21 protein-coding genes and 1 other RNA gene are annotated in these 24,921 nt (G+C 60.5%); 13 read left to right on the plus strand and 9 right to left on the minus strand.

The features are described from left to right. Positions 1–193: 193 nt before the first annotated feature. On the plus strand, positions 194–1,069 hold the full coding sequence (locus AKL25_RS11830) for a LysR family transcriptional regulator (RefSeq protein WP_050477869.1): 876 nt from the start codon (positions 194–196) through the stop codon (positions 1,067–1,069). On the opposite strand, the gene AKL25_RS24435 is transcribed toward AKL25_RS11830, so the two are convergent. Next, positions 1,066–1,344, minus strand: coding sequence for a hypothetical protein (locus AKL25_RS24435; RefSeq protein ID WP_167541874.1), 279 nt, complete (start codon positions 1,342–1,344; stop codon positions 1,066–1,068). The two genes, AKL25_RS11830 and AKL25_RS24435, sit on opposite strands and share 4 nt — an antisense overlap. Positions 1,345–1,407: 63 nt before the next feature. Between AKL25_RS24435 and AKL25_RS11835 the strand changes: the two genes are divergently transcribed. The 3 genes from AKL25_RS11835 to AKL25_RS11845 all read left to right on the plus strand — a co-directional run bounded on the left by AKL25_RS11835 (position 1,408) and on the right by AKL25_RS11845 (position 4,714). Next, complete coding sequence (locus AKL25_RS11835) at positions 1,408–2,316, plus strand: MurR/RpiR family transcriptional regulator (protein WP_240475720.1); 909 nt, start codon at positions 1,408–1,410, stop codon at positions 2,314–2,316. Positions 2,317–2,419: 103 nt separating this feature from the next. Then, complete coding sequence (locus AKL25_RS11840) at positions 2,420–3,208, plus strand: transporter substrate-binding domain-containing protein (protein ID WP_050477871.1); 789 nt, start codon at positions 2,420–2,422, stop codon at positions 3,206–3,208. A 126-nt stretch (positions 3,209–3,334) separates the two neighbouring features. Further along, positions 3,335–4,714 carry an MmgE/PrpD family protein gene (locus AKL25_RS11845; protein WP_050477988.1) on the plus strand — a complete coding sequence of 460 codons (1,380 nt, stop codon included), beginning with the start codon at positions 3,335–3,337 and terminating at the stop codon, positions 4,712–4,714. A 3-nt stretch (positions 4,715–4,717) separates the two neighbouring features. On the opposite strand, the gene AKL25_RS11850 is transcribed toward AKL25_RS11845, so the two are convergent. Beyond that, a complete protein-coding gene (locus AKL25_RS11850) occupies positions 4,718–5,254 on the minus strand; it encodes a YaeQ family protein (RefSeq protein ID WP_050477872.1) in 537 nt (178 codons plus the stop codon). Positions 5,255–5,401: 147 nt separating this feature from the next. On the opposite strand from AKL25_RS11850, the gene AKL25_RS11855 reads away from it, so the two are divergent. Together AKL25_RS11855 and AKL25_RS11860 are read left to right on the plus strand one after the other, a co-directional pair. Beyond that, entirely contained in the window at positions 5,402–5,983 is a 582-nt protein-coding gene (locus AKL25_RS11855) for a DUF1415 domain-containing protein (RefSeq protein ID WP_050477873.1), read from the plus strand. A gap of 322 nt (positions 5,984–6,305) precedes the next feature. After that, positions 6,306–6,638, plus strand: coding sequence for a hypothetical protein (locus tag AKL25_RS11860; RefSeq protein WP_050477989.1), 333 nt, complete (start codon positions 6,306–6,308; stop codon positions 6,636–6,638). 103 nt (positions 6,639–6,741) lie between these two features. On the opposite strand, the gene cysM is transcribed toward AKL25_RS11860, so the two are convergent. After that, complete coding sequence (cysM, locus tag AKL25_RS11865; protein WP_050477874.1) at positions 6,742–7,644, minus strand: cysteine synthase CysM; 903 nt, start codon at positions 7,642–7,644, stop codon at positions 6,742–6,744. 193 nt (positions 7,645–7,837) lie between these two features. Between cysM and AKL25_RS11870 the strand changes: the two genes are divergently transcribed. From AKL25_RS11870 to AKL25_RS11895, 6 genes are all read left to right on the plus strand, one after another. Continuing rightward, positions 7,838–9,487, plus strand: a complete 1,650-nt coding sequence (locus tag AKL25_RS11870; protein WP_050477875.1) for an isovaleryl-CoA dehydrogenase — start codon at positions 7,838–7,840, stop codon at positions 9,485–9,487. Positions 9,488–9,713: 226 nt separating this feature from the next. Continuing rightward, positions 9,714–11,210, plus strand: coding sequence for an efflux transporter outer membrane subunit (locus AKL25_RS11875; protein WP_157050607.1), 1,497 nt, complete (start codon positions 9,714–9,716; stop codon positions 11,208–11,210). A gap of 25 nt (positions 11,211–11,235) precedes the next feature. Continuing rightward, a complete protein-coding gene (locus AKL25_RS11880; RefSeq protein WP_050477876.1) occupies positions 11,236–12,420 on the plus strand; it encodes an efflux RND transporter periplasmic adaptor subunit in 1,185 nt (394 codons plus the stop codon). Continuing rightward, positions 12,417–15,584, plus strand: a complete 3,168-nt coding sequence (locus tag AKL25_RS11885) for an efflux RND transporter permease subunit (RefSeq protein WP_050477877.1) — start codon at positions 12,417–12,419, stop codon at positions 15,582–15,584. The genes AKL25_RS11880 and AKL25_RS11885 overlap by 4 nt, the downstream gene beginning before the upstream one ends. Before the next feature lie 37 nt (positions 15,585–15,621). Continuing rightward, positions 15,622–16,344: a heavy metal response regulator transcription factor gene (locus AKL25_RS11890; RefSeq protein ID WP_050477878.1), complete on the plus strand. Its 723-nt coding sequence runs from the start codon at positions 15,622–15,624 to the stop codon at positions 16,342–16,344. Further along, on the plus strand, positions 16,341–17,723 hold the full coding sequence (locus tag AKL25_RS11895) for a heavy metal sensor histidine kinase (RefSeq protein WP_050477879.1): 1,383 nt from the start codon (positions 16,341–16,343) through the stop codon (positions 17,721–17,723). Before AKL25_RS11890 ends, AKL25_RS11895 begins: the two co-directional genes overlap by 4 nt. A gap of 133 nt (positions 17,724–17,856) precedes the next feature. Here the strand turns inward: AKL25_RS11895 and ffs are convergent. Further along, positions 17,857–17,955: signal recognition particle sRNA small type (gene ffs, locus AKL25_RS23735), an RNA gene on the minus strand. A gap of 151 nt (positions 17,956–18,106) precedes the next feature. After that, complete coding sequence (ubiD, locus tag AKL25_RS11900) at positions 18,107–19,591, minus strand: 4-hydroxy-3-polyprenylbenzoate decarboxylase (protein ID WP_050477880.1); 1,485 nt, start codon at positions 19,589–19,591, stop codon at positions 18,107–18,109. A 463-nt stretch (positions 19,592–20,054) separates the two neighbouring features. On the opposite strand from ubiD, the gene AKL25_RS11905 reads away from it, so the two are divergent. Beyond that, positions 20,055–21,026 (plus strand): transglycosylase SLT domain-containing protein, encoded by a 972-nt coding sequence (locus AKL25_RS11905; protein ID WP_050477881.1) that lies wholly within the window; start codon positions 20,055–20,057, stop codon positions 21,024–21,026. A gap of 171 nt (positions 21,027–21,197) precedes the next feature. Here the strand turns inward: AKL25_RS11905 and AKL25_RS11910 are convergent, their stop codons facing one another. The 4 genes from AKL25_RS11910 to ribBA form a co-directional block, all read right to left on the minus strand. Further along, positions 21,198–22,367 (minus strand): pyridoxal phosphate-dependent aminotransferase, encoded by a 1,170-nt coding sequence (locus AKL25_RS11910; protein ID WP_050477882.1) that lies wholly within the window; start codon positions 22,365–22,367, stop codon positions 21,198–21,200. A gap of 114 nt (positions 22,368–22,481) precedes the next feature. Next, a complete protein-coding gene (gene nusB, locus AKL25_RS11915; RefSeq protein WP_050477883.1) occupies positions 22,482–22,949 on the minus strand; it encodes a transcription antitermination factor NusB in 468 nt (155 codons plus the stop codon). A gap of 95 nt (positions 22,950–23,044) precedes the next feature. Next, entirely contained in the window at positions 23,045–23,530 is a 486-nt protein-coding gene (ribH, locus tag AKL25_RS11920) for a 6,7-dimethyl-8-ribityllumazine synthase (RefSeq protein ID WP_050477884.1), read from the minus strand. A gap of 207 nt (positions 23,531–23,737) precedes the next feature. After that, on the minus strand, positions 23,738–24,850 hold the full coding sequence (gene ribBA, locus AKL25_RS11925; protein ID WP_050477885.1) for a bifunctional 3,4-dihydroxy-2-butanone-4-phosphate synthase/GTP cyclohydrolase II: 1,113 nt from the start codon (positions 24,848–24,850) through the stop codon (positions 23,738–23,740). Positions 24,851–24,921: the final 71 nt, after the last annotated feature.

Genomic DNA, 24,921 nt, shown 5'->3' on the forward strand with positions numbered 1-24,921 from the left:
AAATGAGAGATAAAAACCAGGCGACATCCATGCAAGATCAACGCCAGCGCATGTGCCGACACAGCCGAGTGCGTTTGACTCTAGCAAGCAATGCAGATAATAAAAAATGATTGTTTTGCAGGTATAGTCTTGAAATTCAATACCTTTGATTTTTTGTGCTCTACCTATCTACTTACCTTCCCGGCAGGCAACCATGATCCATCTGGACTTCGATGAACGCGACCTGCGCTCCTTGCGGGTGTTTTGCAATGCGGCCCAGGCCGGCGGCTTCGCGGCGGCGGAAAAGCGCCTGCACATGTCCAAGGCCTCCATCAGCCGCCACGTGCGCGAAGTGGAAGAGCGCCTCGGCGTGCGCCTGTGCGAGCGCGGCCCGGCCGGTTTCAAGCTGACGCCCGAGGGTGAAGTGGCGCTCAAGCTGGCGTCGGACGCCTTGCGTTCGCTGGAGCGGATCCGCTCCGAGATCGACGCCGTGCATGGCGTGTTGTCCGGCTCGCTGTCGATCGGCATCGTCGAGCACACGCTGACGCATCCCGACTGCAAGATCCCGGAAGCGCTGGCCATCCTGCGCGAGCGCGCACCCAATGTGCGGCCGGAAATCAGCGTCATGACCTTCCCCGATCTCAACCAGGCTTTGCGCGAACATCGCGTCGACATCGCGATCCGCGGCAAGTATCCGCGCGAAGGGGAATTCAATTACCTGCCGCTCTTCTCGGAAACCCATCGCGTCTATAGCGCCGCAAAGAAACCGAAGCGCAGCACGGGCGATCTGCCACTGGTATACAGACAGCATCCTTACGTCGATCAGGCGCTGGCCACCGAGGGCTACGCGCGCGGGCCGGATGCCGGCGGTCTGGAGGCCATCGGCCTGCTGGTGGCGACCGGCAGCTATCTGGGCATCCTGCCGGTGCACTATGTACAACTGCTCGGCAAGCGGTATGCGCTGAAGGTGAAAAACGGCAGCCCTTCTTATCAGCATCAGATTTGTGCGGTCACCGAATCGTCGCGTCCCTCCACCTATCGCGCCGATCTCTTCCTCGGCATTCTCAGAGAACTGCATTCGGGCAACTAATTCAAACCAGGCTCACCACGTTGCAGCATCGCCGTGTCCATCGTGGCGCATTGTCGATGCTCATGACGGAGTGCGTCACTCCCGCTCCAGACAATTTGATTCACGCGGCCCGCTGTTTTTGAATCATCAAAATCAAATCTCTCCTGCGCAGCGATTTTTTCGGACGCTGAAATGCCCCGCAAAAATGATTCATTTGAATCATTTGTAAAAAATATTGGCACATATGTTGCTTGATGCCCCGCATATCCCGATTGCGGAGCATCAACGTGAATCAAGCCACATCAGCATCGCCAGAGTCACAGAAGCCGTCCGAATCCTTGCGGTCCCAGCAGGCGCTAGTGCTGCACATCAAGCAATGCTTCGACAGCCTGCCGCGCCAGGTGCGTCTGGCCGCCAGCTTCGTGCTCGATCATCCGCATGAAGTTGCCGTGATGTCCATGCGCGAGCAGGCGCGGCTGGCCGGCATCCCGCCGTCGACCATGACGCGCCTGGCCAAGTTTCTCGGCATGGAGGGTTACGACGATATCCGCGAAGTGTTCAAGAACAACCTGCGTTCACGCAGCAACGAATACAGCCAGCGTGCCCACGGCCTGGTCGAGCTGAACCAGAAGATCGGCGAGACCGCACTCGCGCTGGACGTCGCCAACAACGCCATCGCGCACATCCAGGCGCTGTGCAGCGCCGACACCCTGGCCGCCATCGTGCGCGCCGTGAAGATATTGTCGGCGTCGCGCACGATCTATTGCCTGGGACTGCGTTCATCGTTTCCGGTGGCGTTTCAGTTTTCCCACGTCTCGGAATACTTCGCCAGGAACATCACGCTCATCGACGGCGCCGGCGAAAGCGGCATGATGAAAATCATGCATCAGGCCGGCTCCAAGGACGCCTTGTTCGTCTGCTGCATCGCCCCTTATTCTCGTCGCGCGGTGTCGATCGCCGGACATCTGGCCAAGGCCGGCGTCAAGCTGATCGCCATCACCGACAGCGACAGCTCGCCGATTGCGCGCATGGCGGCAGAGACCATTCTGGTCGGCAAGCAAAACGCCTCTTTCTTCGACACGCTGGTGCCCGCCTTCCTCGTCAGTGAAATCCTGGTTGCGCTGATGGCGGCGACCTCCAAGGTCGACGTAAAGGCCTCGGTCTCCGAGACGGAAAAGAATCTGTGGAGCATGGGCGAATGGTGGGGCGCGGAAGACACCGAATTGCCCAGGGTCTCCAGAACACGCGCGCGCAAAAGCGACGACTGACGTTCAAGCACTTTTCAAGACCAAGGCAATGCAAACCGCTTCAACACTACCCGTACTTCACTACTCACTTGTGCACCACGCATATCACTGAAAGGATATCGAAATGAAACGCCACTCTCTCCTGCTTAGCCTGATTGCCGTCTCGATTGCCGCCGCTGTTTCCGGCAACGCCATGGCGGAAGACGCCCTCAGCACCATCCTCGCGCGCAAAGTCATCCGCGTGGCCGTACCGACCGACTATCCGCCCTACGGTTCGGTCGGCACCGACATGACGCCGCGCGGCTACGACATCGACATGGCGGCGCTGGTCGCAAAAAAACTCGGCGTCAAACTGGAACTGATCCCGGTCACCGGCCCGAACCGCGTCGCCTATCTGCAGACAAAGAAATCCGACCTGACCATTTCCTCACTCGGCAAGACGCCTGAGCGCGAAAAGGTCATCGACTACAGCATCGCCTATGCGCCCTTCTTCGACGCCGTCTTCGGCAAGCAGGAAATCCTCGCCAAGAACTACAACGAACTCACCGGCAAGGTGATCGCCGTGACCCGCGGCTCGATGCAGGACGAAGAACTCTCGCGTCTGGCGCCGGGCGCGGTGATCAAGCGTTTTGAAGACAACAACGGCACGGTCTCGGCCTTCCTCGCCGGGCAGGCGCAGATGTTTGCGACCGGCACCGCCGTGGCGGCCACGATCAAGGCCAAGGATCCGTCGGTCAGCATGGACCTGAAGGTCATCCTGTCCAACGCGCCGTGCTACATCGGCGTGCAAAAGGGTGAACCGCAACTGGTCGCCAAACTCAACGAGATCATCCGCGAAGCCAAGAGCAACGGCGCCATCGACGAGATGTCGAAGAAGTGGCTGGGCGCGCCAGCCGGTACGTTGCCGGAATAAGTCTGCGACGCCCTTCCCCGGCGTCCTCATTGCCTGATGCCGTGTTGTCCCGGACCAGCGCCGGCGGCAACATTGCATCGGGCAGGCACTACCTCCGTTTTCTCCTCCATGACACAACGTCACACCATGACTCACCCTACCGCCATTGAACGCCTGGCCGACTGGATCTGCGGCCTGCAGCACAACGATATTCCCGCCGCCGTCCGCAGCATCGCCGCCAACTGCCTGCTCGACACCGTCGGCGTTGCGTTCGCCGGCTCGGCGACGGCGGTGGCCCGCACCGCGCGCGCCATCGCCATGGACGGCGGTTCGCACGGCGATGCCGCCGTCGTCGGCGATCCGCATTTTTTTTCTGCGCCGGCGGCGGCATTCGTCAATGGCGCGTCGGCGCATGCGCTGGATTTTGACGACAATTGCTATGCCGGCTTCGTGCATGGCTCTGCGGTGATCGCGCCGGCCGCCATTGCGGTGGCGCAAAAGCGCAATGCTTCCGGCAGCGATCTGCTGACCGCTTTTATTGTCGGGTCGGAATGTGAATACGCCGTCGGCGCCGCCACCAACAGCATCCTTTACGACCAGGGATGGTGGACCACCGGCGTGCTCGGCCCTGTCGGCGCCTGTGCGGCGGCGGCCTGGCTGCTCAAGCTGGACCGCAAACAAACTGCTTCGGCACTGGGGCTGGCGGTGGCCGGCACGGGCGGCATGAAGGCCTGCTTCGGCACCGACGCCAAACCCCTGATGGCAGGCCGCGCCGCGGAAGCCGGCGTGGTCGCGGCGCTGCTGGCGGCACAGGGCGCCGGCGGGCCGCACGATGCCTTCGAGCATTGGAACGGATTCACCGGCTTGTTCAATCACGGCGAATTCAACGTCGCCATGATCGCGCAGCTCGGCTCACAGTGGTTCATGCAATCGCCCGGCGTCGACCTCAAGCGCATTCCGCTTTGCCTGTCATCGCACGCCGCCGTCGACGCCGCCATGGCCATCGTCGCCCGGCACGGCATTCACGCGGACGAGATTGAAGAGATCGTCTGCGACGTGCCGCAAATCGTTTTTGCCAATCTGATTTACAACAAGCCGGCGACGCGGCAGGAAGCGCAATTCAGCATGCCCTTCGCCGTCGCGGTGTCCTTGCTGTACGGCACGGTAGAGCTGGCGCATCTGGACGGCGCGGTCTTGCAGGAGCAGCGCGTCCTTGCACTGATGCAGCGTGTCAAGATAACCGTCGGTCCGCGCTGGAGCCTGGCTGGCGCCTGCGAAGCGGCGCCTGAGGGAGCGAATGTGCTGGTCAAGGCCGCAGGCCGCGACTGGGTGGAAGGATTTCAGACGTATGCGCGCGGCGCGGCGCAATGCCCGATGCGTCAGGAAGAAATCGAAGACAAGTTCGTGAAATGCGTGGCGGCAGGAAACCCGGGCGGAGGCAACAACGCTGCGCTGTTGCTGTCCCGCCTCACATCGCTCGATACGCTGCCGTCGGTGCGCGACCTGTTTGCCGGCATCTATGCATAGGCCCTAGGGCTTGATCACCTGCGGGTCGATCTGCACCATGTCTTCGTTGCTGCCCAGCCAGATCTGGCCGTCCTGGATCGTGCATTGCAGCTGCATATTTCGCTGCGCCAGCTTTTCCAGCGCCAGGCTGGTTTCGGAGGCGATGTTGACGACGGTCAGGTTCTTGGCGCGTTCGACACGGCTGCCGGTCTGGTTCCACCAGATATTGCTGACGCTGCTGTAGCTGTAGACGATCACGCGCGCGGCGCGGCCGCAGGCTTTGAAGATGCGCTTGTCGTCGGGCTGGCCGACTTCGATCCACAGGTCGATGGCGCCGGTCAGGTCCTTTTGCAAGATGTCCGGCTCTTCCACGTCCGACAAGCCTTTGCCGAAGGTCAGCGATTCGCTGGCGTTGAGCGCGAAAGCCAGCACGCGGATCATCATGCGTTCGTCGGTTTCCGATGGATGACGGGCGATGGTCAGGGTGTGGTTCTGGTAATAGTGCCGGTCCATGTCGGAGATTTGCAGATCGGCTTTGAAGATGGTTGCTTTGAGCGCCATGACGGTCTTGTTTTGTGCGTGTATTAAGTGAGAATGTGCACCGCGGGTGCCACGAGGATGTGAAGCATAGCCGATTTCCGGGCGTTGCCACCGTTTCGCTCCCCGTCTGCGCTGCCTTCTGCACAGACCTCATGAGACAATGCCGCCATGAATACCGCACCACTTCCTTCCGACGACGACGTCATTGCGCTCACGCAAGCCTGGATCAGCGAGGCCGTGATCGGCCTCAATCTTTGTCCTTTTGCCAAATCGGTATATGTCAAAAACCAGATCCGCTATGTCGTCAGCCATGCCGAGACCGAGGCCGATCTCGCGGCGGACTTGTCGCGCGAGTTGCAGCATCTGCAAGACAGCGATCCCGAGGTAATCGATACCACGGTGCTGATCCATCCGCGTGTCTTGCAAGACTTCCTGGACTACAACAGCTTCCTCGATGTTGCCGACGAGGTGCTGGAAGATGCCGGGCTGGAAGGCGAGCTGCAAATCGCCAGTTTCCATCCCGACTATCAATTCGCCGACGCCCTGCCGGACGATATCGACAACTTCACCAACCGCTCCCCCTACCCTGTTTTGCATCTGTTGCGAGAAAGCAGCATCGATCGGGCCGTCCAGGCTTTCCCCGAGGCAAGCGCCATTTTCGAACGAAACATCGCCACCATGCGGGATCTCGGCTTAAACGGCTGGAATCGGCTGTCTTTTGTCGTGTCAAAGAAACAACACCAAATGTAGAAAAAATCCTGTTAATATCTGTTACAAATTGAAGGTGATTTCTCGCAACTATTTTGTAATAGACTTTTCTCACTGAATGTACTGACGTCAACATTGACGTTTTGCCAGTACCGAAGTGAGAAACAAGGAAACGAATAGTGAAGGCTGGCAAGTCAGACCGACTGATCCCGATGGCCTTGGTTCGAGTTGTGTATGTTGCAGTGGGAAAAGAATGGCACCTCAAATGGAAACTGGTTAACCACGTTTTGCAGTTTTACCAAGAACTAATAGCACTTGCACAAACAAGGCCCTTATAAACATCTGCATAATGGAACGTCCGATCATGACTACACCTAATGGCACCAACGATACCTCTCTCTCGGATCAAGTCAACTACGATCCTAACCACCTGCTCGACGCGCTGATCGAGAAGCTGCATCTGAAAAACGATGCCGCCCTGTCCCGCGCGCTGGAAGTGGCTCCGCCGGTGATCAGCAAGATCCGTCATCGTCGCCTGCCGGTAGGTGCATCGCTGCTGATTCGCATGCATGAAGTCAGCGAACTGTCGATCCGCGAACTGCGCGAACTGATGGGCGATCGCCGTGAGAAATTCCGCATCAGCGACAAGCAATTCAAACCGAAGCCGGGTTCGCCTGCGACACCGGGCATGGAATAAAAAAACGGAGCCTCAGGCTCCGTTTTTTTTATGGTGAGCACACACGAACATGCACTCACCGCTTCTTCATCATTTGCACGCTGATGCTCACTGACTCCCGCGCTTAAGCCGGGAACACGCCCGTAGAGAGATAGCGGTCGCCGCGATCGCAGACCACGAACACGATGGTCGCATTCTCCACCTGCTGCGCAACGCGCAAGGCGACTTCACATGCACCCGCGGCGGAGATGCCGCAGAACAAGCCTTCCACCATCGCCAGCTTGCGCGCCATGTTTTCGGCTGCGGCCTGGCTGACATATTCCAGCTGATCGACACGCGGCTTTTCATAGATCTTCGGCAGATAGGCTTCCGGCCATTTGCGGATGCCCGGGATCGATGAACCTTCCTCCGGCTGGGCGCCGATGATCTGGATCTCCGGATTCTGTTCTTTCAGATAGCGCGATACGCCCATGATGGTGCCGGTGGTGCCCATGGCGCTGACGAAATGGGTGATGCGGCCTTCGGTGTCGCGCCACAGTTCGGGACCGGTGGTTTCGTAGTGCGCCAAAGGATTGTCGGCGTTGGCGAACTGGTCGAGGATCAGGCCCTGGCCTTCCTTCTGCATCTGTTCGGCCAGGTCGCGTGCATATTCCATGCCGCCGCTCTTGGGCGTGAGCACAATTTTGGCGCCGTAGGCGGCCATGCTTTGACGACGTTCTTCGCTGAGGTTTTCCGGCATCAGCAAGACCATCTTGTAGCCGCGCATCGCCGCCACCATAGCCAGCGCAATGCCGGTGTTGCCGCTGGTGGCTTCAATCAGCGTATCGCCCGGCTTGATCTGGCCGCGTTCTTCGGCACGGCGGATCATCGACAGCGCGGCGCGGTCCTTGACCGACCCGGCGGGGTTGTTGCCCTCCATCTTGCCGAGGATGATGTTGTTGCGTCGCGCGACTTCTTCGCCGCCGATACGTTGCAATTGAATCAAGGGCGTATTGCCGATGGTATCTTCGATGGTCAGGTAAGGCATGGTCGGAGGAATCCTTTCAGAAGCCTCATTTTAATATGAGTCTTTGTCATGTGCCGGGAGGCCTTAGCGACAAGATACTTATATAGTTATAGCAAATTCACCTGAAGCGCCGTTTTGTTCTCTTTCCCCAGCGGGGAATGCCTTACACTGTCCGCGCCGTCGTCTGCCCACCCGCCCACGTACAGGAGCTGCAATGAAAACGCACGAAGTCACGAATCAGGTTCCCGAGCTGAAAGATGTCAATCTGTACAGCACCGATCTGGCCCTGAACGAAGGCGTGCAGCGCGAGCAGGCCGGCTGGCATGCCGCGCCGCTGTCCAATTACGGCGCCGAACTGGGCAGCGCCGACGTGCTGCAACTGGCCGAACTGGCCAACCGTCACACTCCCGAACTGCAGACCCACGACCGCTTCGGCAACCGCATCGACCGCGTCGACTTCCATCCCAGCTGGCATGCGCTGCTGGCGCTGCTGCGCCGCGAAGCCCTACACGCGCTGCCATGGATGCCGGCTTACGAGGGCACGCCGGGCGCGCATGTGGCGCGCGCTGCGGGCTATTTCCTGCATGCGCAGGTGGAAGCGGGCTCGCTCTGCCCGACCACCATGACCTTCGCCTCGCTGCCGGTGCTGCGCAATGAAGACGCGCTGTTCCCGATGGTGCGCGACAAATTGTTTTCGCGCGAACACGATCCGCGCGACCTGCCGCTGGAGCAAAAGCGTTCGATGCTGATCGGCATGGGCATGACCGAGAAGCAAGGCGGCTCCGACGTGCGCAGCAACACCACCGCCGCGCGCCCGCTCAACGGCAGCGGACGCGGCGCGGCCTATACGCTGATCGGCCACAAATGGTTTTTCTCGGCGCCGATGTGCGATGCGCACATGGTGCTGGCGCGCACCGACAACGGCCTGTCGTGCTTCTTCGTGCCGCGCTGGCGCCCCGACGGGCAAAAGAACGGCGTGCTGATCCAGCGCCTCAAGGACAAGCTCGGCAACCGTTCCAATTCCAGCAGCGAGGTCGAGTTCGACGATGCCTACGGCGTCATGGTCGGCGATGAAGGGCGCGGCATTCCCACCATTATCGAAATGGCCAATCACACGCGCCTGGATTGCGTGATCGGCAGCGCCGGACTGATGCGCCATGCGCTGATCCAGGCGATCCACCACGCGCGCCACCGCAGCGCCTTCGGCAAACTGTTGGCCGAGCAGGCGTTGATGCGCAATGTGCTGTCCGACCTGGCGCTGGAAAGCGAAGCGGCGACGCTGCTGATGCTGCGCCTGGCGCGCGCCTTCGAATCGCCCAACGATCCGCTGCAACGGGCCTGGCGGCGCATCGTCACGCCGGCGGCCAAGTTCTGGATCTGCAAGCGCGCGCTGGAATTTACCGGTGAATGCATGGAGGTCTGGGGCGGCAACGGCTATGTTGAGACGGCGCCGATGGCGCGCATGTACCGCGAAGCGCCGGTCAATTCGATCTGGGAAGGTTCGGGCAATGTGATGTGCCTCGACGTGCTGCGCGCCATGGAGCGCGAACCGGAAGGCTGCATCCTGTTGATTGAAGAGCTGCAGCAAGTCGCCGACGGCCACGAACTCTTGCAGGCGCCGTTGAATGCACTGAAGCAATTGCTGACCACCCCGCCGGAACAACGCGAGATGCTGGCGCGCCGCCTGGTGCAGCAACTGATCCTGACGGTGCAGAGCGCCCTGATGCTGCAGCATGCGCCTGCAGCGATGGCGCAGGCTTTCGTGCTGAGCCGCGGCGATGCCGCCAACGGCCGCGTCTATGGCACGCTGCCGGCCGATTCAAGCTTGCAACAGGCAATTCTGCAGCGTGCCTGGCCCGCATAATTCGGCGGCCGTCGGAATTGGCATCCGGCAATAAGACTCAAACCAGGCGCTCCTCCCTCCAAGCTGACAGAAATGTCATATTTCCGTCAGCATCCGGTTGACCTCCCCCTCGTACAGTAATGGTGTAGAAAGGCGTCGACAGTTATCCTGCCGACGCCCACCGGCAGTTCCTTTTGATCCCATGTCGTCAGCCCATGTACGCCCAACCATGTTTCGGAATCTACCAATGACAGCGACCGCCAAATCGCCACCTCCATACGCATTCAAGCCAGCCCTGGCATTGACCGCAATCACGCTGGCCGCAGCAGCTTTGCTCGGCGGTTGCGCGGTCGGCCCGGATTACGTTCGCCCGCAGATGGATCTGCCCACTGCCTATAAAGAACAGGGGCCGTGGAAAATCGCCGAACCCGGCCAGATCGACAGCAATCACCGCTGGTGGGAAGCCTACAAGGATCCGGTGCTGAACGACCTGCTCGATCAGGCCAACAAGGCCAACCAGAATATCCGCTTCGCCGAGGCGCAATACCGCCAGGCCCAGGCCACCGCCGCCATCGCGCGCGCCAGCCTGTGGCCGACGGTCGGCGTTTCCGGCGGGCCCAGCCGCGCACGCACCAACAGCGCGACGTCAGGCAGCCGGCTGACGGATACCTACGCCGTCGGTCTGAATGCGTCGTGGGAGGCCGACATCTGGGGCCGCGTGCGGCGCTCGGTGGAAGCCGGCGACGCCACCAGCGAAGCCAGCGCAGCCAGCCTCGCGGCGGCGCGCCTGAGCATCCAGGCGACGCTGGCGCAGGATTACCTGCAACTGCGCGTGACCGATCTGCAAAAGGATTTGTATGCGCGCACCGTTGCCGCCTACACCCGCTCGCTGCAACTGACCCAGCATCAATATGACGCCGGCGTCGCCCTGCGCTCCGACGTCGCACAGGCGGAAACGCAATTGCGCTCGGCACAGGCGCAACTGATCGACCTCGACGCCACGCGCAACCAGCTGGAACACGCCATCGCCATCCTCGTCGGCAAGGCGCCTGCGGTATTTACGCTGGCGCCGGTGACCACCGACGGCGCGGCGTTGCAGGCGACCATGCCGCCGACGCCGACCGGTCTGCCGTCCGATCTGCTGGAGCGCCGCCCCGACATCGCCAACGCCGAACGCCTGGCTGCCGCCGCCAACGCCAATATCGGCGTGGCGCGCGCGGCTTACTTCCCGACGCTGACGCTGAGCGCGACCGGCGGCTATAGCGCGGTCGCCTTCTCCCAGTTGTTCGATACGCCAAGCCGGGTCTGGTCGCTGGGCGCTGCGTTGGCGACAACCCTGTTCGACGGCGGCGCCCGCAGCGCACGCAACGATCAGGCCACTGCCGCCTTCGATGCCTCGGTAGCGACGTACAAGCAAACCGTCCTCGGCGGCCTGCAAGAGGTGGAAGACAACCTCTCGACCCTGCGCGTGCTGGATCAGGAAAGCGTGGTGCAGGATCAGGCAGTCAAGGCCGCGCAACTTTCCGAGCGCCTGGCCTTGAGCCAGTATCAGGCCGGCACCACGACCTATCTGTCGGTTGTCACGACACAGGCCGCATCGCTGACCAATCAACGCACCGCAGTGACTTTGCTCGGCCGCCAGCTGGTTGCCAGCGTGGCGCTGATCAAGGCGGTCGGCGGCGGCTGGCGCGTTGGCGACATCAATCAGGCAACGGCGGCAAGCGCACCAGCTGCCGCCAACTAAGAAAAACAATCTTGCGAGTTAACGTATGACTACTTCATTCATTCAAAAACCTTCCACTCTGTTGATTTCCGCTGCGGTTGTCGTTCTCGTGGGGAGCTGCTCCTGGGCCCTGATGCATCGCACCGACGCCGTCGCCGCGCCGAATCCGCAGGCGCAGCAAGGTCCCGCGATTTCCGTGACGACAACCAAGGTAGAGGAACGCGACGTGCCGCTGTACCTGACTGGCGTCGGCACCGTGACCGCCAATGCCAGCGTCACCGTCAAGGCGCGCATCGACGGCCAGCTCGACAAAGTTGCCTTTACCGAAGGCCAGGACGTCAAGGCCGGCCAGTTGCTGGCGCAGATCGATCCGCGCGCATTGCAGGCGCAACTGGCGCAGGTGCAGGCGCAGCAGGCCAAAGATCAGGCGCAGCTGACCAATGCGAAGATCGACCTGCAACGCTACACCACGCTGCGTCAGCAAGACGCCGCCACGCAACAACAGCTCGATACGCAAAAAGCCCTGGTCGCGCAGCTGGAAGCTGCAGTCAAGACCGATGAAGCGCAGATCAACTACGCCAAGGTCCAACTCAGCTACACCACCATTACTGCGCCGATCAGCGGCCGCGTCGGCGCGCGCCTGGTGGATGCCGGCAATATCGTCCATGCCGCCGATGCGAACGGCCTGGTGGTGATCAACCAGATCGATCCGATCACCGTGCAGTTCACCCTGCCGGAAGAGGCGGTCCCGGCCATCAACCGCGCCCAGATGAGCAACCACAAGTCGCTCAAGGTGACCGCCTACGCACGCACCAACAACAAGGATCCGCTGGGCACCGGCAACCTGATTTTGCTGAACAACCAGATCGACACCACCAGCGGCACCGTACAACTGAAGGCCCGTTTCACCAATCAGCAGCACACGCTGTGGCCGGGCCAGTATGTCAACGTCAACCTGCAGATGGACGACCATGGCGTGGCGCTGACGCTGCCGGCCGCCGCCATCCAACGCAATCAGGAAGGCACCTACGTCTACCTCGTCAAGGCCGATGAAACTGCCGCCATCCAGCCGGTTGTCGTAGCACGCATCCAGGACGGCATCGCCGTCATCACCAAGGGTGTGGAGTCGGGGCAACGTGTGGTGCTTGACGGTCAGTACAAGCTGAAACCGGGCAGCCGCATCGTCGAAGGCAAGACCAACGCCGCTGCTGCGAAAGGATCCGCAAAGTGAGTGTTTCCGCTACCTTCATCAAGCGTCCGATCGGCACCACGCTGCTCGCGATCGCTATCCTGCTGGTCGGTATCGCCGTCTGGCCCTTGTTGCCGGTGGCGCCGCTGCCGCAGGTCGACTTTCCTACCATCCAGGTGTCCGCCAGCTTGCCCGGCGGCAGTCCGGAAACCATGGCGTCCAACGTGGCGCAACCGCTGGAGCGGCAGTTCTCGCTGATTGCAGGCCTGACGCAAATGACTTCGCAGAGCGCGCTGGGCAGCACCCAGATCACGCTGCAGTTCGATCTCAACCGCAACATCGACGCTGCCGCGCTGGACGTGCAGGCCGCGATCAATGCGTCTACCGGTCAGTTGCCGGCCAACTTGCCCAATCCGCCGACCTTCCGCAAGGTCAACCCGGCCGATTCGCCGATCATGATCATGTCGGTGCAGTCGGACGCCTTGCCGCTGACCCAGGTCAACGACTACGCCGACAACATCCTGGCGCAGCAGATCTCGCAGATCTCCGGCGTCGGCCTGGTCAGCGTCAACGGCCAGCAAAAGCCGGCCGTGCGCATTCAGGTCGATCCGGCCAAGCTGGCGACGATGGGCCTGAGCCTGGAAGACGTGCGCGGCGTGATCGCCACGACCACGGTCAACCAGCCTAAGGGCACGGTCGACGGTCCGCATCAGAGCTTCACTGTCTATACCAACGACCAGTTGCTGAGCGCCGAACCGTGGAACGACATGGTGCTGGCGTACAAGAACGGCGCACCGATCCGCGTGCGCGATATCGGCACCGCCATCGACGGCCCGGAAAACAACAAGATCGCCGCATGGGCCTTCGCCGGCGCGGCGGCCGCTCCCGACAACACGCTGACCAACGGTCGCTCGATTGTGCTGGCCATCACCAAGCAGCCGGGCGCCAACGTGATCGAAACCGTGGAACGCATCAAGGCAACGATGCCGCGTCTGCGCGCGGCGATTCCTGCCAGCGTGCACATCAACACGCTGATTGATCGCACCCAGACCATCCGCGCTTCGGTGGCAGACGTCGAGTTCACGCTGATCCTGACCATCGGTCTGGTGGTGATGGTGATCTTCGTGTTCCTGCGCAACGTGGCGGCGACGCTGATCCCGAGTATCACCGTGCCGCTGGCGCTGATGGGCACCGCAGGCGTGATGTATCTGGTCGGCTATAGTCTCGACAACCTGTCGCTGATGGCGCTGACGATTGCGGTCGGCTTCGTGGTCGACGATGCGATCGTGATGCTGGAAAATATTTACCGCTACGTCGAGGAAGGTATGTCGCCGATGGAAGCCGCCCTCAAGGGTTCCAGCGAAATCGGCTTCACCATCATCTCGATCTCGGTATCGCTGGTGGCGGTGTTCATCCCGCTGCTGCTGATGGGCGGCATCGTCGGCCGCCTGTTCCGCGAGTTTGCGGTGACCGTGACGCTGACCATCGGCGTGTCGGTGATCATCTCGCTGACGCTCACGCCGATGCTGTGCTCGCGCTTCCTCAAGAACAGCCATGCCGAACAGCACGGCAAGATGTACCAACTGTTCGAACGCTTCTTCGACATCCTGCTGAACGGCTACAAGCGCGGTCTCGATGTCGTGATGCGCCACCAGTTCATCACGCTGCTGACCTTCATAGGCACCGTGGCGTTCACGGCCTTCCTGTTCGTGATCATTCCGAAAGGCTTTTTCCCGCAACAGGACAACGGCGTGATCGTCGGCTTTGCGGAATCGGCGCAGGATATTTCCTCGCAAGCCATGCAGCGCCGCCTGCTGCAAGTGGCCGAGGTGGTGCGCAAGGATCCGGACGTGACCGGTTTTGCGATGAGCGCCGGCTCGACGACGTTCAACACCGGTAACTTCTTCATCGCCTTGAAACCGAAGGATGAAGGCCGTACCGCCGACGCCAGCGAAATCATCACGCGCCTGCGTCCGCAAGTGGCCAAGATCCAGGGCGTGAACCTGTTCATGCAGGCCAGCCAGGACATCAACGTCGGCGGCCGCTTGGCGCGTACGCAGTATCAATACACGCTGACCGATTCCAATCTGGACGAGCTCAATACCTGGGCGCCGAAGGTGGTGGATCGCCTGCGCAAGATGAAGCAACTGACCGACGTCGCCTCCGACCAGCAGAACAACGCGGCCACGGCGACCATCACCATCGACCGCGCACGCGCGTCCAGTTTCGGCATCTCGCCATCGCTGATCGATGCGACGATCTACGACGCGATCGGCCAACGCCAGGTGGCGCAGTACTTCACGCAGATCAACAGCTACCACGTGGTGCTGGAAGTCACGCCTGAGCTGCAGAAAGATCCGGCGCTGTTCAACAAGCTGTATCTGACCTCGCCGCTCACCGGCCAGCAAGTGCCACTGTCGACCTTCATCAAGGTCGACACGACCAAGACCGCGTATCTGTCGATCAGCCATCAGAGCCAGTTCCCGGCGGTGACGATTTCCTTCAACCTGGCGTCGGGTGTGGCGCTGGGCGAAGCGGTCGACGCCATCAATCAGGCGCAGGCGGAAATGGGCGTACCGACCACACTGACCGGCGCCTTCCAGGGTACGGCCAAGGCCTTCGGCGAATCGCTGGCGTCGCAGCCTTACCTGATCGCGGCGGCGCTGATTGCGGTGTATATCGTGCTGGGTCTGCTGTATGAAAGCTACATCCATCCGCTGACGATTCTGTCGACGCTGCCGTCGGCCGGCGTGGGCGCCCTGCTGATCCTGATGGCGGGCGGCTACGACCTCAGCGTGATTGCGCTGATCGGCATTATCTTGCTGATCGGCATCGTCAAGAAGAACGGCATCATGATGATCGACTTCGCCCTGACTGCCGAGCGCCAGCACGGCATGAAGCCGGAAGAAGCGATCTACCAGGCTTGTCTGCTGCGCTTCCGTCCGATCATGATGACCACCATGTGCGCGCTGCTGTCGGGCCTGCCGCTGATGCTGGGCCATGGCGCCGGCTCCGAGCTGCGCCGTCCGCTGGGTTATGCGATGGTCGGCGGGCTGGTGCTGTCGCAGGCGCTGACGCTGTTCACGACGCCGGTGATCTACCTGTATCTGGATCGCGCCCACTACTGGTACATGAACAAGAAAGAAGCGCGCGCAGCACGCAAGGCCGCCAGGAAAGGCGCCACACCTGTAATAGAATCGCACTAATAGCCACATGCCTATGAACGCGGTACCGGGAGCAGGAATGAAAGTTCTGATTGTCGAAGACGAGCACAAGATGGCGGAGTACCTCTGCAAGGGTCTGACCGAGCAGGGCTGCACCGTGGATCTGGCCGCCAACGGCATCGACGGCCAGCATCTGGCGATCCAGCACGATTACGACGTGATCGTGCTGGACGTGATGCTGCCCGGCCTGGACGGCTTCTCGGTGCTGCGCTCGCTGCGCACCGTCAAGCAGACGCCGGTGATCATGCTGACGGCGCGCGACCGTGTGGAAGACCGCATCAAGGGCTTGCACGACGGCGCCGACGATTACCTGATCAAGCCCTTTTCCTTCCTCGAACTGCTGGCGCGCCTGCAGGCGCTGACGCGGCGCGGCCGTGCGCAGGAGCCGGCGCAGTTGCGCATCGGCGATTTGCAGATCGATCTGCTGAGCCGCAAGGCGTTCCGCAACAACGTCCGCATCGACCTGACCGCCAAGGAGTTCGCGTTGCTGGCGATCATGGCGCGGCGCCAGGGCGAGATCCTGTCCAAGACGGCGATTGCCGAACTGGTCTGGGACATGAATTTCGACAGCAATACCAACGTGGTCGAAGTCGCGATCAAACGCCTGCGCGCCAAGATCGACGCGCCGTTCGGACAGAAGCTGCTGCATACGATACGCGGCATGGGCTATGTACTGGAGCCGCGCGCCGTGGTACCGGCACACGATGCACATGAGGCGAATGACGAAGAGGAAGACGGATGAAGCATTCCATTATCACGCGCCTGGTGATGATGTTTGCCGCTTCGGCGCTGATCATTTTTTCGTTGATCGGCGGCGTGCTGTATGCCGTGGTCAAGAACGAGCTGCTGCGCCATGAGCGCGACGGCCTAGTGACGACCTTCAACGATATCGAATACATGGTCTCGCGCATCGGCACGGTCGACCGCTGGGCCCGCGTGCAGGCCAAGCTCGACACGCTGACGCCGGCCGACGGCAAGGTGCGCTTCTGGGTGTTCAGCGACGATCCGCGCTTCAGCTACGGCAAGGATCTGGCCGAGTTGCACGAGTTCGATTACGACCCCAAGAATATCGGCAGGCTGCGCATCAAGGGCAAAGAATTTCCGCTGCATACGCTGACCAAAATCCTGCCCGCCTATCTCGACCGCCCCGCCATCCGCCTCACGGTGGGCGTCGATACCGAACCTTATTTCGAGACCCTGCGCACCTTCGTCGCGGCGATGATCGGCTTGTCGCTGATCGGCGTTTTCCTGGTGATCCTGTTCGGTTACTGGATTGCGCGCACCGGTCTGCAGCCGCTCAAGAAAATGTCGGACAAGGCGCAGACCCTAAGTCCGAAGAACCTGTCCGAACGCCTGACCGTCTCTGCCCTGCCCGATGAATTGTCCGACCTGGCGCAAGCCTTCAACGGTGCGCTGGACCGCATGGAAAATGCCTACAAGCAGCTGGAAGCCTTCAACGCCGATGTGGCGCATGAACTGCGCACGCCGCTGGCCAACCTGATCGGCGAAACCCAGGTTGCCCTGTCGCGCGAGCGCAGTGCGCCCGAATTCGAAACGGTGCTGCAATCGAATCTGGAAGAGCTGGATCGGCTGCGCTCCATCATCAACGACATGCTGTTCCTGGCCCGCTGCGATCAGGGCGAAGCCGCCACCAGCCTGGTGCATACGGTGATCGCGGATGAGGTGCAGAAGACCATCGAGTTCTTCGAGTTCGTGCTCGACGAGATGGAAATGAGCGTCGAAGTGACCGGCGATATCGAGGCAACGTCGATGATCGAAACGGCGCTGTTCCGCCGCGCCCTGACCAATTTATTGCAGAATGCGATCCAGCATTCCCCTGCCGGCGCGCGTATCAAGGTGTCCATCGATGCGCAAAACAAGGATGTGCAGGTTGCCGTCTCCAACCCCGGCGAACCGATCGAGCAACGCCATCTGCCGCGTCTGTTCGACCGCTTCTACCGCGTCGACACGGCGCGCCGCGAAGTCGACGGCATCCACGGCCACGGGCTCGGCCTGGCCATCGTCAAGGCGATTGCCCTGATGCACGGCGGCACCGCTTTCGCCGCGAGCAGAAGCGGCATCACGACGATAGGCTTTACGGTCGGCGGCAAAGCGGCCTGAGCTGACTGACTACGCAGGCTGATTTCTACGCTGCCGGGAAATAATCAAGGGATGTAAAACTGAGATGTCGGCGACGATGCGAACGCGATCGTCTGCGACTTGTTGAATGCTTCCTGAAGAAAACTTCGAAGGAAGAGGCGAGCCTTGTCTGCGGCACTTGCAGGAAATGGCTGTGGCTGCTTCGTTCCCGACCTGACCAGGTTGACCATGCCACAATGCGCAGGGGCCCGCCGGCACGAATTGTACCTCATCTGCGCCGCCGGCGCGAGCGCTGTTCTCTGCGACAGGATAAATTGCAGCCGTCGCAAAGATAGCCGCTGACTTTTGGCGGAGCGCAGCCTGCAATGTCCCGCAGGCGGCACGGCTTCCGATGCCGCCGCTCTTTATATACCGAGCTCGTCCCAGATGCTGTCCACGCGCGTCTTGACGGCATCCGTCATGGTAATGACGGTGCCCCACTCGCGGCTGGTTTCTCCCGGCCACTTGTTGGTGGCGTCGATGCCCATCTTGCTGCCGAGTCCGCTGACGGGTGAAGCGAAGTCGAGATAATCGATCGGCGTGTTGTCGACCATGACCGTGTCGCGCACCGGATCGACGCGTGTGGTAATAGCCCAGATCACTTCTTTCCAGTCGCGGATATCGACGTCCTCGTCAACCACCACGATGAACTTGGTATACATGAACTGGCGCAGGAAACTCCACACGCCGAACATCACGCGCTTGGCGTGGCCGGCGTAGGACTTCTTCATCTGCACCACCGCCATGCGGTAGCTGCAGCCTTCGGGCGGCAGGTAAAAATCGGTGATCTCGCTGAATTGCTTCTGCAGCAGCGGGATGAACACTTCATTGAGCGCCACGCCCAGTACAGCCGGTTCGTCGGGCGGTTTGCCGGTGTAGGTGGAGTGATAGATCGGATCGCGCCGCATGGTGATGCGGTCGATGGTGAAGACCGGAAACCAGTCCTGCTCATTATAGTAACCGGTGTGATCGCCGTACGGACCTTCCAGCGCATGTTCGTAGCCGGAGGGGTGCGATTCATCCGGATAGATATGCCCTTCCAGCACGATCTCGGCCGAGGCCGGCACGCGCAACTCGCTGCCGATGGCCTTGACCAGCTCGGTGCGGCTGCCGCGCAGCAGGCCGGCGAACTGGTATTCGGACAGGCTGTCCGGCACCGGCGTGACTGCTCCTAATATAGTAGCGGGATCGGCGCCGAGCGCGACGGCGATAGGATACGGCTTGCCGGGGTTGGCGATGCAGTGTTCGCGGAAGTCGAGTGCGCCGCCGCGATGCGCCAGCCAGCGCATGATGACCTTGTTGCGGCCGATGACTTGCTGCCGATAGATGCCGAGATTCTGGCGCTTCTTATTGGGGCCTTTGGTGATCACCAGGCCCCATGTAATAAGAGGAGCCACATCGCCGGGCCAGCAGTGCTGAATCGGCAGGCGATCGAGGTCGACGTCGTTGCCTTCCCAGACGATGTCCTGGCACGGCGCCGAATTGCGCTCCTTGGGCGCCATGTCCCACAGCGATTTGACCAGCGTGCCGAGCCCCATGACGTCCTTGAAACCCTTGGGCGGCTCGGGTTCTTTCAGTTTCGCCAACAGATGCCCGATGCGGCGCAATTCGCTGACGTCCTCAGCGCCCATGCCCAGCGCCACGCGGCGCGGCGTGCCGAAAAGATTGGCCAGGACCGGGATATTTTTTCCTTCGACCTTGTCGAAAATCAGCGCCGGCCCGGAAGCGCGCAGGGTGCGATCGCAAATTTCCGTCATTTCGAGGTAGGGCGAGACCGGTACGGAGACGCGTTTTAATTCCCCGGTAAGTTGTAACTGGGAAATAAAATCTCGTAAATCTGTGTATTTCATTTTTTTTCGCTGGTTTTCTTGAGTACAGCCCTTAGATGAGGTAGACCGGGCAAACGGTTGATTCTATTGATTTTTGGCGGGATACCCCCTCAAAAATAAGACTTAAAAGTTATATTAAATCGTTTTAATAGTATTGACTTGATATAAAGTGGCTTCTACAATTCGCGCACCTTGATTAAAGGAGCCGGGTCAGGAACCCGAATCAGCTCGCAAGGTTTCACGGGAACGGGGTCCCACTGGCATTTTTAAGGAGTGTTATCAAAAGGCGTCAGCCTTCTCCCCCGAACTTGGTTGTATTGCACTGCACCGGAGCCGACGGCCCTGCAGTAACCGCAAACAACCTGTAGCTTGCCGTAACGCTTTGCGACGGCAGTGTTTTGATTGTGATGCATGTAGTCCGTAATCCGGTTTTCCACTCTTGGCCGGCTTTGCCCTATGTAAGTTGCAACATTCAGGAGGTTCAATGTTAAACCAACCCATCGAGGCGCAGTTAAGCTCCGCCTCCGATATGGTTGACCATTCTGCACAATGGGCGAAGTCCATTCCAAGCAGGATCGGTCGCTTTTTTACCGCAGCGCACTACGCGCTGACTTTAGCCGGCATCGCTGCTCTGTTCGTTTTGGGCATGATGTTTTTCAATCCCGATTTCGCCGACAAGCTGATGGCTTTGTCGCCTTTCTCGGATGAGCAACCCGAAGAAGTCGTCCCGGAAGCGCCCTCGCTGGCCAATCTGATGGATGTGCCTGCACCGGCCTTGACTGCCGCGGCGCCTGTAGCGGCAGCAGCCGCAGTTCCGATGACCGATGAAGAACGCAAGATCATCGGCACGCCGCGTCAGCAGAAACTGGTGACCAACTGGCTGTCGAAGCGTTACCGCGTTGCGGGCGATGCGACTGACATGCTGGTGTCGGCCGCGTATCTGACTGCACGCGAAATCAAACTCGATCCGCTGCTGATCCTCGCGGTGATGGCCATCGAATCGCGCTTCAATCCGTTCGCGGAAAGCCCGATGGGTGCGCAAGGCCTGATGCAGGTCATGTCCAAGGTTCACCATGACAAGTTCCAGGAACTGGGCGGCGTCAAGGCGGCGCTCAATCCGGTTGCCAATATCAAGGTCGGTTCGCTGATCCTGAAGGAATACGTCACACGCGGCGGTTCGGTCGAAGCCGGCCTGAAGAGCTACGTCGGCGCAGCCGACATGGAGAACGACGGCGGCTATGGCCTGAAGGTATTGTCCGAATATCAGAACCTGAAGGAAGTCGCAGTCGGCAAGAACATCTCGATCTTCACGACCGCGCTGATCAAGGCGCCGGCGCCGATCGTACGCCCTGCCCTGCCGGCGACGCCAGCCAAGCCGACCGCTGTCGGCGACATGGCTGCCGCGGCGCCGAAGAAGCCAGGCGTGACTGCATCTGAAGAAATCGCTGCACTGTAATTCTCAGCATCGTCACTTTTGCAGATGATGAAGCCGGCTAAATAAGCGGGCATAAAAAAAGGAGCCTCCGGGCTCCTTTTTTATTTGCGACGAACTTGCGAAGAGTTTGTGCCGAATTTACGGTGAATGGTCTTCGTCTTCTTGCCGACGCAGACTCAGCCGTAAGCAGGCTTATCGCTCGGCCAGATATTTTTCCAGACGGCGAACCGCTTCCTGCAAATTGTCCATCGACGTCGCATACGACAAGCGGATATAGCGATGCGCCGTGGCCGGGCCGAAATCCAATCCCGGCACCAACACCACGCCCGCCTTGTTGAGCATGTCGATGGTGAACTGATCGGCGTCGTCGCTCAGCGCGCTACAATCCGCATACACGTAGAAGGCGCCGTCCGGCATCACCGGCACCTTGAAGCCTAGCCGTTCGAGTTGCGGCACGATGTAGTCGCGGCGGCGCTTGAATTCGGCTTTGCGTTCTTCGTACAGCGCAATCGATTCCGGCGCGAAGCAGGCGATGCCGGCATGCTGCGCAATCGACGACGCGCAGATGAACAGGTTCTGCGCGAGCTTTTCGACTTGCGGCACAAGGCTCTCCGGCAGCACCAACCAGCCGAGACGCCAGCCGGTCATGTTGAAGTATTTGGAGAAGCTGTTGATGACGATCACGTCCTCGCCCAGCGACAAGGCCGAAAACGGTGCGCCTTCGTACGACAAGCCCTGATAAATTTCATCGACGATGGTGAAGCCTTTTTTCTCGCGCACAACGTCGACGATCTTGCTCAATTCTTCCGGCAGGATCGAAGTGCCGGTCGGATTCGACGGCGAGGCCAGCAACACGCCTTTGGTTGCCGCGGACCAATGTTCCTCCACCATGCCTGCCGACAACTGGAAGCGATGTTCCGGTCCGCTTTCGATCAGTTTGGCCTTGCCTTCAAAGGCGGCGACGAAGTGGCGATTGCATGGATACGACGGATCCGGCATCAGGACTTCAGTGTCTTTTTCCACCAGGGCGGCACAGGCCAGCAACAAGGCTGCTGAGGCGCCCGCTGTGACCACAATTCGGCCCGGTACGATGTCCAACCCATACACACGCCGATAATGTGCTGAGATCGCTTCTCGCAGCGCCGGCAAACCTGTTGCCGAGGTGTATTGCATCTTGCCGTCCGTCATCGCCTGTGTCGCAGCGGCAACAACGGCCGGCGCAGCGGTGAAGTCGGGCTCGCCGATGCCCATGTGGATGATGTGCCGGCCTTGTTGCTCCAGGGCAGCAGCCATCTTGGCCAACTCCATCACATGGAAGGGTGCGATGTTGTCCAGACGTGATGCGAGATCGTGAAAGCTCATGGGGATGTGTAGGAAAGCGGAACTCGCCGCGCTGCGATCATGCCGGCAGCAGCAGCGGATAAATCAAGATCAAAAACGCCGGTGAAAAATCGGTACAGCGAAGCGGCTACGTGATTAGCGACGGCCCGCGCCGACTTCGGTTTCGCGCACCTTGGCGGCGAAACGATCGAGCACGCCGTTGACATACTTGTGACCGTCGATACCGCCGAAGGACTTGGTCAATTCAACCGCTTCGTTGATGACAACCTTGTAGGGAATCTCGATGTTGTTCTTCAACTCGAACGCGCCGATCAGCAGCGCGGCGTGTTCCACCGGCGACAGTTCGGTGATGGGACGGTCGATCAGGGGCGCAAGACCGGCGCGCAAATCGGCGACCTGCTTGATCGCGCCGTACAGCAGCACATCGAAATGCTCGGCGTCGGCCTTGTCGAAACCGTGGGCTTCACGGATATGCGCTTCAATCGCGCCGGCATCTTCGTTGTTGAGCAACCATTGATACAGGCCTTGCAGCGCGAATTCGCGTGCGCGGTGACGCGGCGTGCGATTCTTGCTGGGATTGGCGTGGAGATTTTTATTAGTCATGTTGAATAGGTCAAACCGGTTCGATACAAAATACAAAAATGGAGAGGCGCATCGCCATTTGCACGTTCACGGAACGAGCGCCGCTTCCGGGGTGCTTATTCTTCTTCCGACACTTGCGCCAGTTCATCCAGCGCCAGTGCCAGGTTGGCCATTTCAACGGCGACGCGGGCAGCGTCGGCGCCCTTGACTGCCATGCGCACTTCCGCCTGCTCGTCGTTTTCCGTGGTCAGAACCGCGTTGGCGATCGGGATGCCGGCGTCGAGGCCGACGCGCGTGATGCCTGCGCCGGATTCGTTGGACACCAGTTCGAAGTGATAGGTCTCGCCGCGGATGACGGCGCCCAGCGCGATCAAGGCGTCAAACTGATCGGTCTCGGCCATCTTTTGCAGCGCCAGCGGAATCTCCAGCGCGCCCGGCACGCTCACGTGCAGGATGTCTTCGTCTTGCACGCCCAGGTGCTTCAGCTCCGCCAGGCAAGCTGCCAGCAGACCGTGGCAGACGTCTTCATTGAAACGCGCCTGCACGATGCCGATACGCAAGCCGTCGCCATTCAGATCCGATTCGTAAGTACCTATAGTCATGGCTTTTCCTTATACGCAAACTTGCGCTTCTGTTGAGTGTGAATTGTGTTGCAGCCATCATTGCCACAGCAAGGCGACGACGCATCCGATGGAGCAAGCACAGCGATCTGACGATGCCGCTGCGACACCTTCCATCCGACACGAGCGGCCTTCATGCAACCCATGTTGCCGATGCTGTGCAGGCCCTGCTAAAAATTCTTTGCTGCTTCAGGCTTCCGGCTTGGCGCGATAGCCGGTGACTTCCAGATTGAAACCGGTCATCGACGGCATCTTGCGCGGGCTGGCCAGCAGCTTCATCTTGCAGACGTTCAGATCCTTCAGGATCTGTGCGCCGATACCGTAGGTGCGCAGGTCCATGCGATCGGCGCGCGTCGGCTTGGCCGACTGGGCGCTGTTGAGCGCGGCGAACTGGGCAAACATCTGGTCGGCCGACTCTTCGCAATTGAGCAGCACCACCACGCCGCTCGGCGCCGCCTTGATCGCCGCCATGGCCGAGGCCATGTTCCACGAGTGGGTGGTCGCTTCGGTTTCCAGCAAATCCAGAATCGATACCGGCTGATGCACGCGCACCAGCGTTTCTTCGCCGGGACGGATATCGCCATGCACCAGCGCCAGGTGGGCGCCGCCGCTTGGCTTGTCGCGATAGGCGATGGCCTTGAAGCTGCCGTGCACAGTGTGCATCTCGCGCTCGGCCACACGCTCGATGATGCTTTCGTGCTGGCTGCGATAGTGGATCAGGTCGGCAATGGTGCCGATCTTCAGTTTGTGCTCTTCGGCGAATTCCAGCAAGTCCGGCAGGCGCGCCATGGTGCCGTCGTCCTTGAGGATTTCGCAAATCACGGCGGCCGGCGTCAGGCCGGCCATCTGGGTCAGGTCGCAACCGGCTTCGGTATGGCCGGCGCGCATGAGCACACCGCCCTTTTGCGCGCGCAGCGGAAAGATATGGCCCGGCTGCACGATGTCGGCCGGCGTAGCGTCCTTGGCGGCGGCAACCTGGATCGTGCGTGCGCGGTCGGCGGCGGAGATGCCGGTGGTGACGCCTTCGGCGGCTTCGATCGAGACGGTGAAATTGGTGCCGAACTGGGTGCCGTTGCGGGTCGACATCATCGACAGGTCGAGGCGGTCGCAATGTTCTTCGGTCAGCGTCAGGCATACCAGGCCGCGGGCGTACTTGACCATGAAGTTGATGGCTTCCGGCGTGACGAAATCGGTGGCCAGCACCAGGTCGCCTTCATTTTCACGATCTTCTTCGTCGACCAGGATGACCATGCGTCCGGCGCGCAGTTCGGCGACGATTTCTTCTGTTGTTGCGATAGGCATAAAGAATTCCCTCAGTAGCCCCGTATTTTAAAGGATTTGCGCTCGGCTTATCACCTCATTCGCGCCAGAAC

The sequence above is a fragment of the Herbaspirillum rhizosphaerae genome (assembly GCF_001189965.1).
Classification (GTDB): domain Bacteria; phylum Pseudomonadota; class Gammaproteobacteria; order Burkholderiales; family Burkholderiaceae_D; genus Herbaspirillum; species Herbaspirillum rhizosphaerae.